Annotated in this window: 22 protein-coding genes; all 22 read left to right on the forward strand. The window is 65.9% G+C overall.

The features are described from left to right. Positions 1 to 24: 24 nt before the first annotated feature. The 22 genes from rplV (at position 25) to rpsK (ending at position 11,446) form a co-directional block, all read left to right on the forward strand. Complete coding sequence (gene rplV, locus AQI95_RS07675; protein ID WP_019329637.1) at positions 25 to 372, forward strand: 50S ribosomal protein L22; 348 nt, start codon at positions 25 to 27, stop codon at positions 370 to 372. Further along, the gene (rpsC, locus tag AQI95_RS07680; protein WP_067045333.1) at positions 372 to 1,196 is read left to right on the forward strand and encodes a 30S ribosomal protein S3; all 825 of its coding nucleotides are present in this window, start codon (positions 372 to 374) and stop codon (positions 1,194 to 1,196) included. Before rplV ends, rpsC begins: the two co-directional genes overlap by 1 nt. A gap of 5 nt (positions 1,197 to 1,201) precedes the next feature. Continuing rightward, on the forward strand, positions 1,202 to 1,621 hold the full coding sequence (rplP, locus tag AQI95_RS07685) for a 50S ribosomal protein L16 (protein WP_030967307.1): 420 nt from the start codon (positions 1,202 to 1,204) through the stop codon (positions 1,619 to 1,621). Next, a complete protein-coding gene (gene rpmC, locus AQI95_RS07690) occupies positions 1,621 to 1,845 on the forward strand; it encodes a 50S ribosomal protein L29 (RefSeq protein ID WP_007494763.1) in 225 nt (74 codons plus the stop codon). Before rplP ends, rpmC begins: the two co-directional genes overlap by 1 nt. Further along, on the forward strand, positions 1,845 to 2,129 hold the full coding sequence (gene rpsQ, locus AQI95_RS07695) for a 30S ribosomal protein S17 (RefSeq protein ID WP_018543912.1): 285 nt from the start codon (positions 1,845 to 1,847) through the stop codon (positions 2,127 to 2,129). The genes rpmC and rpsQ overlap by 1 nt, the downstream gene beginning before the upstream one ends. 130 nt (positions 2,130 to 2,259) lie before the next feature. After that, positions 2,260 to 2,628 (forward strand): 50S ribosomal protein L14, encoded by a 369-nt coding sequence (gene rplN / locus AQI95_RS07700; RefSeq protein ID WP_003998823.1) that lies wholly within the window; start codon positions 2,260 to 2,262, stop codon positions 2,626 to 2,628. A gap of 2 nt (positions 2,629 to 2,630) precedes the next feature. Beyond that, the gene (gene rplX, locus AQI95_RS07705; protein WP_033272457.1) at positions 2,631 to 2,954 is read left to right on the forward strand and encodes a 50S ribosomal protein L24; all 324 of its coding nucleotides are present in this window, start codon (positions 2,631 to 2,633) and stop codon (positions 2,952 to 2,954) included. Then, positions 2,954 to 3,511: a 50S ribosomal protein L5 gene (rplE, locus tag AQI95_RS07710; protein WP_067119440.1), complete on the forward strand. Its 558-nt coding sequence runs from the start codon at positions 2,954 to 2,956 to the stop codon at positions 3,509 to 3,511. The genes rplX and rplE overlap by 1 nt, the downstream gene beginning before the upstream one ends. Before the next feature lie 5 nt (positions 3,512 to 3,516). After that, positions 3,517 to 3,702: a type Z 30S ribosomal protein S14 gene (locus tag AQI95_RS07715; RefSeq protein ID WP_003948630.1), complete on the forward strand. Its 186-nt coding sequence runs from the start codon at positions 3,517 to 3,519 to the stop codon at positions 3,700 to 3,702. A 212-nt stretch (positions 3,703 to 3,914) separates the two neighbouring features. Then, on the forward strand, positions 3,915 to 4,313 hold the full coding sequence (rpsH, locus tag AQI95_RS07720) for a 30S ribosomal protein S8 (protein WP_007384075.1): 399 nt from the start codon (positions 3,915 to 3,917) through the stop codon (positions 4,311 to 4,313). 24 nt (positions 4,314 to 4,337) lie between these two features. Beyond that, the gene (gene rplF, locus AQI95_RS07725) at positions 4,338 to 4,877 is read left to right on the forward strand and encodes a 50S ribosomal protein L6 (RefSeq protein WP_067119441.1); all 540 of its coding nucleotides are present in this window, start codon (positions 4,338 to 4,340) and stop codon (positions 4,875 to 4,877) included. Between the two features lie 3 nt (positions 4,878 to 4,880). Then, entirely contained in the window at positions 4,881 to 5,264 is a 384-nt protein-coding gene (gene rplR / locus AQI95_RS07730) for a 50S ribosomal protein L18 (RefSeq protein ID WP_030860987.1), read from the forward strand. A 39-nt stretch (positions 5,265 to 5,303) separates the two neighbouring features. Then, the gene (gene rpsE / locus AQI95_RS07735) at positions 5,304 to 5,909 is read left to right on the forward strand and encodes a 30S ribosomal protein S5 (protein ID WP_015658456.1); all 606 of its coding nucleotides are present in this window, start codon (positions 5,304 to 5,306) and stop codon (positions 5,907 to 5,909) included. Continuing rightward, positions 5,909 to 6,091: a 50S ribosomal protein L30 gene (rpmD, locus tag AQI95_RS07740; RefSeq protein WP_037929587.1), complete on the forward strand. Its 183-nt coding sequence runs from the start codon at positions 5,909 to 5,911 to the stop codon at positions 6,089 to 6,091. Before rpsE ends, rpmD begins: the two co-directional genes overlap by 1 nt. Before the next feature lie 2 nt (positions 6,092 to 6,093). Then, entirely contained in the window at positions 6,094 to 6,549 is a 456-nt protein-coding gene (rplO, locus tag AQI95_RS07745) for a 50S ribosomal protein L15 (protein WP_023547373.1), read from the forward strand. A 244-nt stretch (positions 6,550 to 6,793) separates the two neighbouring features. Continuing rightward, positions 6,794 to 8,107: a preprotein translocase subunit SecY gene (gene secY / locus AQI95_RS07750; RefSeq protein ID WP_067119443.1), complete on the forward strand. Its 1,314-nt coding sequence runs from the start codon at positions 6,794 to 6,796 to the stop codon at positions 8,105 to 8,107. Then, complete coding sequence (locus AQI95_RS07755) at positions 8,107 to 8,769, forward strand: adenylate kinase (protein ID WP_067119445.1); 663 nt, start codon at positions 8,107 to 8,109, stop codon at positions 8,767 to 8,769. Before secY ends, AQI95_RS07755 begins: the two co-directional genes overlap by 1 nt. 99 nt (positions 8,770 to 8,868) lie before the next feature. Beyond that, positions 8,869 to 9,705, forward strand: a complete 837-nt coding sequence (map, locus tag AQI95_RS07760; protein WP_067119448.1) for a type I methionyl aminopeptidase — start codon at positions 8,869 to 8,871, stop codon at positions 9,703 to 9,705. A gap of 307 nt (positions 9,706 to 10,012) precedes the next feature. Then, positions 10,013 to 10,234 carry a translation initiation factor IF-1 gene (gene infA, locus AQI95_RS07765; protein WP_003948620.1) on the forward strand — a complete coding sequence of 74 codons (222 nt, stop codon included), beginning with the start codon at positions 10,013 to 10,015 and terminating at the stop codon, positions 10,232 to 10,234. 59 nt (positions 10,235 to 10,293) lie between these two features. After that, entirely contained in the window at positions 10,294 to 10,407 is a 114-nt protein-coding gene (rpmJ, locus tag AQI95_RS07770; protein ID WP_003998809.1) for a 50S ribosomal protein L36, read from the forward strand. A gap of 188 nt (positions 10,408 to 10,595) precedes the next feature. Beyond that, on the forward strand, positions 10,596 to 10,976 hold the full coding sequence (rpsM, locus tag AQI95_RS07775) for a 30S ribosomal protein S13 (protein ID WP_020135802.1): 381 nt from the start codon (positions 10,596 to 10,598) through the stop codon (positions 10,974 to 10,976). A gap of 65 nt (positions 10,977 to 11,041) precedes the next feature. Beyond that, the gene (gene rpsK, locus AQI95_RS07780; RefSeq protein ID WP_003956432.1) at positions 11,042 to 11,446 is read left to right on the forward strand and encodes a 30S ribosomal protein S11; all 405 of its coding nucleotides are present in this window, start codon (positions 11,042 to 11,044) and stop codon (positions 11,444 to 11,446) included. Positions 11,447 to 11,632: the final 186 nt, after the last annotated feature.

Raw genomic sequence — 11,632 nt, forward strand, 5'->3', positions numbered from 1 at the left:
CGTAAGTAACTGAGAGGGACAACCATGGAAGCCAGGGCCCAGGCGCGGTACATCCGCGTCACGCCCATGAAGGCCCGCCGCGTGGTGGACCTGATCCGTGGCATGGATGCCACGGAGGCTCAGGCTGTTCTGCGATTCGCTCCGCAGGCAGCCTCCGTGCCGGTCGGCAAGGTGCTCGACAGCGCCATCGCCAACGCCGCGCACAACTACGACCACACCGACGCCGACAGCCTCTACATCTCCGAGGCGTACGTCGACGAGGGCCCGACCCTGAAGCGGTTCCGTCCGCGCGCCCAGGGCCGTGCCTACCGGATCCGCAAGCGGACCAGCCACATCACCGTGGTCGTCAGCAGCAAGGAAGGAACCCGGTAATGGGCCAGAAGGTTAACCCGCATGGGTTCCGGCTCGGTGTCACGACCGACTTCAAGTCGCGTTGGTACGCCGACAAGCTGTACAAGGACTACGTCAAGGAAGACGTCGCCATCCGTCGGATGATGACGTCCGGCATGGAGCGCGCCGGTATCTCCAAGGTGGAGATCGAGCGCACCCGTGACCGCGTGCGTGTGGACATCCACACCGCTCGTCCGGGCATCGTCATCGGCCGCCGTGGCGCCGAGGCCGACCGCATCCGCGGTGACCTCGAGAAGCTCACGGGCAAGCAGGTCCAGCTGAACATCCTCGAGGTCAAGAACCCCGAGACCGACGCTCAGCTGGTTGCCCAGGCCGTTGCCGAGCAGCTCTCCTCCCGCGTCTCCTTCCGCCGCGCCATGCGTAAGAGCATGCAGTCGGCGATGAAGGCCGGCGCCAAGGGCATCAAGATCCAGTGCGGTGGCCGCCTCGGCGGCGCCGAGATGTCCCGCTCGGAGTTCTACCGCGAGGGCCGTGTGCCCCTGCACACGCTCCGCGCGAACGTGGACTACGGCTTCTTCGAGGCCAAGACGACCTTCGGCCGCATCGGTGTGAAGGTCTGGATCTACAAGGGCGACGTCAAGAACATCGCCGAGGTCCGCGCCGAGAACGCTGCGGCCCGTGCGGGTAACCGCCCGGCCCGTGGTGGTGCCGACCGCCCGGCCCGTGGTGGCCGCGGTGGCGAGCGGCGCGGTCGCAAGCCGCAGCAGGCTGCCGGCGCCGAGGCCCCCAAGGCCGAGGCTCCGAAGGCCGAGGCTCCGGCTGAGAGCACCGGAACGGAGGCCTGACCGACATGCTGATCCCCCGTAGGGTCAAGCACCGCAAGCAGCACCACCCGAAGCGCTCCGGCGCTGCCAAGGGTGGCACGACGGTTGCGTTCGGCGAGTACGGCATCCAGGCGCTCACCCCGGCGTATGTGACGAACCGTCAGATCGAGGCCGCTCGTATCGCCATGACGCGTCACATCAAGCGTGGTGGCAAGGTCTGGATCAACATTTACCCGGACCGTCCCCTCACCAAGAAGCCGGCCGAGACCCGCATGGGTTCCGGTAAGGGTTCGCCGGAGTGGTGGATCGCCAACGTCAAGCCCGGACGCGTGATGTTCGAGCTGTCGTACCCCAACGAGAAGATCGCCCGTGAGGCCCTGACTCGCGCAGCCCACAAGCTGCCGATGAAGTGCCGGATCGTCAAGCGCGAGGCAGGTGAAGCGTGATGTCGGCCGGTACCAAGGCGTCCGAGCTGCGCGAGCTGGGCAACGAGGAGCTTCTGGCGAAGCTCCGCGAGGCCAAGGAAGAGCTGTTCAACCTCCGCTTCCAGGCGGCGACGGGTCAGCTCGAGAACCATGGCCGTCTGAAGGCGGTCCGCAAGGACATCGCGCGGATCTACACCCTGATGCGCGAGCGTGAGCTGGGCATCGAAACGGTGGAGAACGCCTGATGAGCGAGAAGAACGTGACTGAGAACGCAGAGGCGCGCGGTTTCCGCAAGACCCGTGAGGGTCTCGTCGTCAGCGACAAGATGGACAAGACCGTCGTCGTCGCCGTCGAGGACCGCGTCAAGCACGCGCTGTACGGCAAGGTCATCCGCCGTACCAACAAGCTCAAGGCGCACGACGAGCAGAACGCCGCGGGTGTCGGCGACCGCGTCCTCCTCATGGAGACCCGGCCGCTGTCCGCGACGAAGCGCTGGCGCGTCGTCGAGATCCTCGAGAAGGCCAAGTAGGCAGTTCCCGCAAGGGAATTCCAAAAAGTACGTTCCTGCGGGGCATCCCTCGCAGGACAGTTCCGCCAGGCTCCGGGAGCCGCTCATCTGAGCGGCTCCCGGGGAACCGGCAGACAAACAGGAGATAGACGTGATCCAGCAGGAGTCGCGACTGCGTGTCGCCGACAACACTGGTGCGAAGGAAATCCTTTGCATCCGTGTGCTCGGTGGCTCCGGTCGCCGCTACGCGGGCATCGGTGACGTCATCGTCGCCACCGTCAAGGACGCGATCCCCGGTGGCAACGTGAAGAAGGGTGACGTCGTCAAGGCGGTCATCGTTCGCACCGTCAAGGAGCGCCGCCGTCCGGACGGCTCGTACATCCGCTTCGACGAGAACGCCGCCGTCATTCTGAAGAACGACGGCGACCCTCGCGGCACCCGTATCTTCGGCCCGGTCGGCCGTGAGCTGCGCGAGAAGAAGTTCATGAAGATCATCTCGCTCGCGCCGGAGGTGCTGTAAGCATGAAGATCAAGAAGGGCGACCTGGTCCAGGTCATCACCGGCAAGGACAAGGGCAAGCAGGGCAAGGTCATCGCGGCCTTCCCCCGCGAGGACCGCGTCCTGGTCGAGGGTGTCAACCGGGTCAAGAAGCACACCAAGGCCGGCCCGACCGCCAGCGGTTCGCAGGCGGGCGGCATCGTCACCACCGAGGCGCCGATCCACGTCTCCAACGTCCAGCTGGTCGTTGAGAAGGACGGCAACAAGGTCGTCACGCGTGTCGGCTACCGCTTCGACGACGAAGGCAACAAGATCCGCGTTGCCAAGCGGACGGGTGAGGACATCTGATGGCTACCACCACCACTCCGCGTCTGAAGCAGAAGTACCGCGAGGAGATCGCGGGCAAGCTGCGTGACGAGTTCAAGTACGAGAACGTCATGCAGATCCCCGGCCTCGTCAAGATCGTGGTCAACATGGGTGTGGGCGACGCCGCCCGCGACTCCAAGCTGATCGAGGGCGCCATCCGCGACCTCACCACGATCACCGGCCAGAAGCCGCAGGTCACCAAGGCCCGCAAGTCCATCGCGCAGTTCAAGCTGCGTGAGGGCCAGCCGATCGGTGCCCACGTCACGCTCCGTGGCGACCGCATGTGGGAGTTCCTGGACCGCACCCTGTCGCTCGCGCTGCCGCGCATCCGCGACTTCCGCGGCCTTTCCCCCAAGCAGTTCGACGGCCGTGGCAACTACACCTTCGGTCTCACGGAGCAGGTCATGTTCCACGAGATCGACCAGGACAAGATCGACCGCACCCGGGGTATGGACATCACCGTGGTGACCACGGCGACCAACGACGCTGAGGGCCGTGCGCTCCTTCGTCACCTCGGCTTCCCCTTCAAGGAGGCGTGAGCGAGATGGCGAAGAAGGCTCTGATCGCTAAGGCTGCTCGCAAGCCCAAGTTCGGTGTGCGTGGCTACACCCGCTGCCAGCGCTGCGGCCGTCCGCACTCCGTGTACCGCAAGTTCGGCCTGTGCCGCGTGTGCCTTCGTGAGATGGCTCACCGTGGCGAGCTGCCGGGCGTGACCAAGAGCTCCTGGTAATCCCTGCTTTTAGGGATTCCTGAAGCTCTCGGTAAGCATCTGGGTCGGCAGGGGCCCTTCTCCACATGCCGTAGGCTTGTGGGGTTGGGCGTCTGCCGCGCCCGTACGACTTACTACGCCGTAGGTCCACCGCGCCGCACCCGCCCCGTCTCGGATCGGGGAGAGGGATGGCGCACCAGGAAACCCCGGCGAGAGAGGCCGAAGGCCAATTCATGACCATGACTGATCCGATCGCAGACATGCTTACGCGTCTGCGGAACGCGAACTCGGCATACCACGACTCCGTGACGATGCCGGCATCGAAGATCAAGTCGCACATCGCGGAGATCCTCCAGCAGGAGGGCTTCATCACGGGCTGGAAGGTCGAGGACGCCGAGGTCGGCAAGAACCTCGTTCTCGAGCTGAAGTTCGGCCCGAACCGTGAGCGCTCCATTGCGGGCATCAAGCGGATCTCCAAGCCCGGTCTCCGGGTGTACGCGAAGTCCACCAACCTGCCGAAGGTGCTCGGCGGCCTCGGCGTGGCGATCATCTCCACGTCGCACGGGCTCCTCACCGACAAGCAGGCCGGCAAGAAGGGCGTGGGTGGGGAAGTCCTCGCCTACGTCTGGTAACGGAAGGGAACGGAGGAAACAGCTATGTCGCGTATTGGCAAGCTCCCCATCACGGTTCCCGCCGGCGTGGACGTCACCATCGACGGCCGTACGGTCTCGGTCAAGGGCCCCAAGGGCACGCTGACCCACACCGTCGTCGCGCCGATCGACATCGTCAAGGGTGAGGACGGCGTGCTGAACGTCACCCGTCCGAACGACGAGCGTCAGAACAAGGCCCTGCACGGCCTGTCCCGCACGCTGGTGGCGAACATGATCACCGGCGTGACCCAGGGTTACGTGAAGAAGCTCGAGATCAGCGGTGTCGGTTACCGAGTGACCGCCAAGGGTTCGAACCTGGAGTTCGCTCTCGGCTACAGCCACCCGATCGTCGTCGAGGCCCCCGAGGGCATCACCTTCAAGGTGGAGGCCCCCACCCGGTTCTCGGTCGAGGGCATCGACAAGCAGAAGGTCGGCGAGGTTGCGGCCAACATCCGCAAGCTGCGCAAGCCTGACCCGTACAAGGCCAAGGGCGTCAAGTACGAGGGCGAAGTCATCCGCCGCAAGGTCGGAAAGGCGGGTAAGTAAGCCATGGCATACGGGCAGAAGATCCTCAAGGGCGACGCCTACAAGCGCGCCGCGATCAAGCGCCGTCACATCCGGATCCGCAAGCGGATCGCCGGTACGGCGGAGCGCCCCCGTCTGGTCGTGACCCGCTCCAACCGCCACATCGTGGCGCAGGTGATCGACGACCTCAAGGGCCACACCCTGGCGTCCGCGTCCACCCTGGACGCGTCCGTCCGCGGTGGCGAGGGCGACAAGTCCGCCCAGGCGAAGCAGGTCGGCGCCCTGGTCGCCGAGCGTGCCAAGGCCGCCGGTGTCGAGGCTGTCGTGTTCGACCGAGGTGGCAACCAGTACGCCGGGCGCATCGCCGCCCTGGCGGACGCCGCCCGCGAAGCCGGGCTCAAGTTCTGAGCCTGCCGTAGCTAGCGGAAAAAGAGAGAGGTAATTCCAATGGCTGGACCCCAGCGCCGCGGTGGCGGTGCCGGTGGCGGCGAGCGGCGGGACCGGAAGGGCCGTGACGGCGGCGCTGCTGCCGCCGAGAAGACCGCGTACGTTGAGCGCGTTGTCGCGATCAACCGCGTCGCCAAGGTTGTGAAGGGTGGTCGTCGCTTCAGCTTCACCGCGCTGGTCGTGGTGGGCGACGGTGACGGCACCGTGGGTGTCGGTTACGGCAAGGCTAAGGAGGTGCCGGCCGCCATCGCCAAGGGCGTTGAGGAGGCCAAGAAGCACTTCTTCAAGGTCCCCCGTATCCAGGGCACCATCCCGCACCCGATCCAGGGTGAGAAGGCTGCCGGCGTCGTGCTGCTCAAGCCCGCGTCCCCGGGTACCGGTGTTATCGCCGGTGGTCCGGTGCGTGCCGTGCTCGAGTGCGCCGGTATCCACGACATCCTGTCGAAGTCGCTCGGCTCCGACAACGCGATCAACATCGTGCACGCGACCGTGGAGGCCCTGAAGGGCCTGCAGCGTCCGGAGGAGGTCGCGGCCCGCCGTGGTCTGCCTCTCGAGGACGTCGCTCCCGCGGCTCTGCTGCGTGCGCGTGCCGGGGCGGGTGCGTGATGGCTCAGCTCAAGATCACGCAGGTCAAGTCCTACATCGGTAGCAAGCAGAACCACCGCGACACCCTGCGCTCGCTTGGCCTGAAGAGGGTCAACGACGTGGTCGTCAAGGAGGACCGCCCCGAGTTCCGCGGAATGGTGCACACCGTCCGCCACCTCGTGACGGTCGAGGAGGTCGACTGATCATGGCGGAGCAGAACCCGCTGAAGATCCACAACCTCCGTCCCGCCCCCGGCGCCAAGACTGCCAAGACCCGTGTGGGTCGTGGTGAGGCGTCGAAGGGTAAGACGGCCGGTCGTGGTACGAAGGGTACGAAGGCCCGTTACCAGGTTCCGGAGCGCTTCGAGGGTGGCCAGATGCCGCTCCACATGCGCCTTCCGAAGCTGAAGGGCTTCAAGAACCCGTTCAAGACCGAGTTCCAGGTCGTGAACCTCGACAAGCTGGCCGCGCTGTACCCCGAGGGTGGCGAGGTCACCGTCGAGGGTCTGGTGGCCAAGGGTGCCGTTCGCAAGAACAGCCTCGTCAAGGTGCTCGGCCAGGGCGAGATCTCCGTGGCGCTGCAGGTGACGGTCGACGCCGTCTCCGGCTCCGCCAAGGAGAAGATCACCGCCGCCGGCGGTACGGTCACCGAGCTGGTCTGAGTTTCTCAGGTCCCTCGATGACATGAACGATCCCGACCGGGGATACCCCACAAAAGGGGTATCCCCGGTTGGTCGTTCCTAGGGCGGTGCTCTCGCCGGTAAGGTGGCCAGCACTGCCTACTTTCACCGGGTGCTTCCCATGGGGCACCCTGAGCGGCAGTTGTCCGTTAGCTATTCGTCTGTATCCGTCGAACCTCAAGACCGTCACCCTTGACGCAGTTGCGCGGGGGTCGCAGGAGGCACCGTGCTCACCGCGTTCGCCCGGGCGTTCAGGACGCCCGACCTGCGCAAGAAGCTGCTCTTCACGCTGGGCATCATCGTGGTGTACCGCGTCGGTACCCACATTCCGATCCCGGGCGTCAACTACAAGGCCGTCCAGGAGTGCGTCCGGGAGGCCTCCGGCAACCAGGGCCTCTTCGGGCTGGTCAACATGTTCAGCGGCGGAGCGCTGCTGCAGATCACCATCTTCGCGCTCGGCATCATGCCGTACATCACGGCGAGCATCATTCTGCAGCTGCTGACCGTGGTGATCCCGCGTCTGGAAGCCCTGAAGAAGGAGGGCCAGGCCGGCACTGCGAAGATCACGCAGTACACGCGGTACCTGACGGTGGCGCTGGCCATCCTCCAGGGCACCGGTCTGGTCGCCACCGCCCGCAGCGGCGCGCTCTTCAACGGGTGTCAGGTCGCCGGCTCGATCGTCCCGAACCAGTCGATCTTCTCCACGATCACCATGGTCGTCTGCATGACCGCGGGCACCTGTGTCGTGATGTGGCTGGGTGAGCTGATCACCGACCGTGGCATCGGCAACGGCATGTCGATCCTGATGTTCATCTCGATCGCCGCCACCTTCCCCTCCGCGCTGTGGGCCATCAAGAAGCAGGGCACCCTGGCCGGCGGCTGGATCGAGTTCGGCACGGTGATCCTGGTCGGCCTGGTCATGGTCGGGCTCGTGGTCTTCGTCGAGCAGGCTCAGCGCCGTATCCCGGTGCAGTACGCGAAGCGCATGATCGGCCGTCGCTCCTACGGTGGTACGTCCACGTACATCCCGCTCAAGGTGAACCAGGCGGGTGTGATTCCCGTCATCTTCGCCTCGTCGCTGCTGTACATCCCGGCGCTCGTGGCGCAGTTCGCGGGAGGAAAGTCGGGCTGGAAGGACTGGGTCACCAACAACCTGACCAAGGGCGACCACCCGATTTACATCATTTCGTACTTCTTGCTCATCGTTTTCTTCGCGTTCTTCTACGTGGCTATCTCCTTCAACCCCGAGGAAGTAGCCGACAACATGAAGAAGTATGGTGGCTTCATCCCGGGCATCCGGGCTGGCCGACCGACCGCTGAGTACCTCAGCTATGTGCTCAATCGGATCACCTGGCCGGGTTCGCTGTATCTGGGTCTGATCGCTCTCGTACCGACAATGGCGTTGGTCGGCTTCGGGGCAAGCCAGAACTTCCCCTTCGGCGGGACGAGCATCCTGATCATCGTGGGTGTCGGTCTCGAGACGGTGAAGCAGATCGAGAGCCAGCTCCAGCAGCGCAATTACGAAGGGTTCCTCCGCTGATGCGTATCGTCCTCGTCGGGCCGCCGGGCGCCGGTAAGGGAACGCAAGCCGTTCGGCTCGCCAAGGAGCTGGCCATCCCGCACATCTCCACGGGCGACCTGTTCCGGGCCAACATCAGCCAGCAGACCGAGCTGGGCAAGCTCGCGAAGTCCTACATGGACGCCGGCAACCTCGTCCCGGACGAGGTCACCATCGCGATGGCCAAGGACCGCATGGAGCAGCCGGACGCCGTGAACGGCTTCCTTCTGGACGGCTTCCCGCGGAACGTGCAGCAGGCCGAGGCGCTGGACGAGCTGCTCGAGACCGAGGGCATCAGGCTGGACGCCGTCCTGGACCTGGAGGTCCCGGAGGGCGAGGTCGTCAAGCGCATCGCCGGCCGCCGCATCTGCCGCAACGACTCCTCGCACGTCTTCCACGTGACGTACAGCCCGCCGAAGAAGGAGGGCGTCTGCGACGTCTGCGGCGGTGAGCTGTACCAGCGCGACGACGACTCCGAGGACACCGTCCGCACCCGGCTCGAGGTCTACCACACACAGACCGAGCCGATCATCGACTACTACAAGGCGCAGGACCTGGTCGTGACGATCTCGTCCCTGGGCCCCGTGGACGAGATCACGCAGCGGGCGCTCAAGGCTCTGCAGCCCCAGACGGCCCAGCAGTAGCCTCCCGGCCCTTCCGGCCGCGGTGCCCTCCAGGGCGCCGCGGCCGTAGTGTTGTACAGGTAACCCAGCCCACGTGAGTGACGGAGAGCGCAGGCCCCCATGGTGCAGATCAAGACGCCCGACCAGATCGCCAAGATGCGGGCTGCGGGCCTGGTCGTAGCCGCCATCCACGCGGCGACCCGAGTGGCCGCGGTGCCCGGTGCCTCCACCAAGGACCTGGACGATGTCGCCCGCAAGGTCCTCGCCGAGCACGGTGCGAAGTCGAACTTCCTGGGCTACGGCGGCTTCCCGGCGACCATCTGCACCTCCGTGAACGACGTGGTCGTCCATGGCATCCCCTCCGACGACGTGGTCCTCAAGGACGGCGACGTCATCTCCATCGACTGCGGCGCGATCATCGACGGCTGGCACGGCGACGCCGCCTACACGGCCTTCGTGGGCTCCGGTCACGCTCCGGAGCTGGTCGAGCTGTCCCGGGTGACGGAAGAGTCCATGTGGGCCGGTATCGCGGCCATGAAGCAGGGCAACCGCCTGATCGACATCTCCCGCGCCATCGAGACGTACATCCGCCGCCAGCCGAAGCCGGGCGGCGGCAAGTACGGGATCATCGAGGACTACGGCGGCCACGGCATCGGCACCGAGATGCACATGGACCCGCATCTGCTGAACTACGTCGACCGCCGCCGTGGCAAGGGGCCCAAGCTGGTGCCCGGCTTCTGTCTCGCGATCGAGCCGATGGTCTCGCTCGGCACGGCGCGCACGGAGGTCCTGTCGGACGACTGGACGGTCATCACGACGGACGGCACCTGGTCCTCCCACTGGGAGCACTCGGTCGCCCTCACCGAGCAGGGCCCGCTGGTCCTGACGGCCCCGGACGGCGGCAGGGCGAAGCTGGCGGAGTACGGCATCACGGCGGCGCCGGACCCGCTGGGCTGACGGCGGCCCGCGCCACGGCCGCCGCCGGTCGGAGGCCGGCGCAGCCGCTCGAAGCTTGTGAGGCGCCCCCGGCGCCGAGCCCGTGAGGGCGGCGTCGAGGATGGGGCGGCGGCAGGGCGAAGCTGGCGGAGTACGGCATCACGGCTGCTCCGGACCCGCTCGCTTAGTGATCTTCTCCGTAGGGCAGACTTCCTCGATTCGCCTTTCAGGGTGCGCCGACGTAGACTGACTCGTCGGCTCTCGTGCACCCGCATGTCCGCATGCTCGCGTGAGAGTCGATCAAGGTAGTCGATTCGAAGGGCGAAGCGTGGCCAAGAAGCAAGGTGCCATCGAGATCGAGGGCACTGTCGTCGAGTCTCTTCCGAACGCCATGTTCAAGGTCGAGCTCCAGAACGGCCACCAGGTCCTGGCACACATCAGCGGCAAGATGCGTATGCACTACATCCGCATCCTCCCTGACGACCGGGTCGTGGTGGAGTTGTCTCCGTACGACCTGACGCGTGGCCGGATCGTCTACCGGTACAAGTAGATCTTGCCCGCATCCCGTTTCGGCGGGGTGGTGGCACTGACCCGGAGAACCTCAATCCCATGAAGGTCAAGCCGAGCGTCAAGAAGATCTGCGACAAGTGCAGGGTGATCCGCCGTCACGGTCGGGTCATGGTCATCTGCGAGAACCCGCGCCACAAGCAGCGCCAGGGCTGACGCAGGACCGAACCCTCTGCATTCATCGCAGGGATTCGCGCGACGCAAGCTGAATTTGTTCATACGCAGGACCCGAGCCATCCAGCTCGACACCCCCGGTTCGGAGGCCGGGGACCCGGTTCGTACCTGGTACGGCGGCCGGGAGCCGGTCTTGCGGAAGACCTCCGAAGATCACCAGGAGCCATTGAATGGCACGCGTTTCCGGTGTTGACATCCCGCGCGAAAAGCGCGTGGAGGTCGCCCTCACCTATGTGTTCGGCATCGGCCGGACCCTTTCGCAGCAGACGCTGGCGGAGACGGGCATCGACCCGAACACCCGTGTTCGTGACCTGAGCGAAGAGCAGCTCGTCGCGATCCGCGAGTACGTCGACAACAACATCAAGACCGAGGGTGACCTCCGTCGCGAGATCCAGGCCGACATCCGCCGCAAGGTCGAGATCGGCTGCTACCAGGGTCTCCGTCACCGTCGCGGTCTGCCTGTCCGCGGTCAGCGCACCAGCACCAACGCCCGTACCCGCAAGGGCCCGCGTCGCGCCATCGCCGGCAAGAAGAAGCCGGGCAAGAAGTAGTCCGCAGCGGACACCTGTCCACGGTCTTCGCTGTAGGACCGACCACCTCCCGTAGGAGTTAGTAGATGCCCCCCAAGGGACGTCAGGGCGCTGCCAAGAAGGTGCGCCGCAAGGAAAAGAAGAACGTCGCTCACGGCCACGCGCACATCAAGAGCACGTTCAACAACACGATCGTCTCGATCACGGACCCGTCCGGCAACGTGATCTCCTGGGCCTCCGCCGGCCACGTCGGCTTCAAGGGCTCCCGGAAGTCCACGCCGTTCGCCGCGCAGATGGCCGCCGAGTCGGCTGCCCGCCGCGCCCAGGAGCACGGCATGCGCAAGGTCGACGTGTTCGTCAAGGGCCCGGGCTCCGGTCGTGAGACCGCGATCCGCTCCCTGCAGGCCACGGGCCTCGAGGTCGGCTCCATCCAGGACGTCACCCCGACCCCGCACAACGGCTGCCGTCCGCCGAAGCGCCGCCGCGTTTGATCCGGTGCGGCGGCCTTCCCCGCGTGAGCGGGGGTGACCCGCGCCGCCGCGTCTGACACGCAGCGCTCCGCTGGTTTCGGGGTTTCGGGCGGTACGGCCTCTGTGAGGACGCCGTACCGCCCGTACCCTTGCAGTACAGAGTCGGGCGTCAAATAGCGGGCGCCCCTGACTGAAGGATTTTCTCCA

It is taken from the genome of Streptomyces yokosukanensis, assembly GCF_001514035.1.
GTDB classification, from domain to species: Bacteria; Actinomycetota; Actinomycetes; order Streptomycetales; family Streptomycetaceae; genus Streptomyces; species Streptomyces yokosukanensis.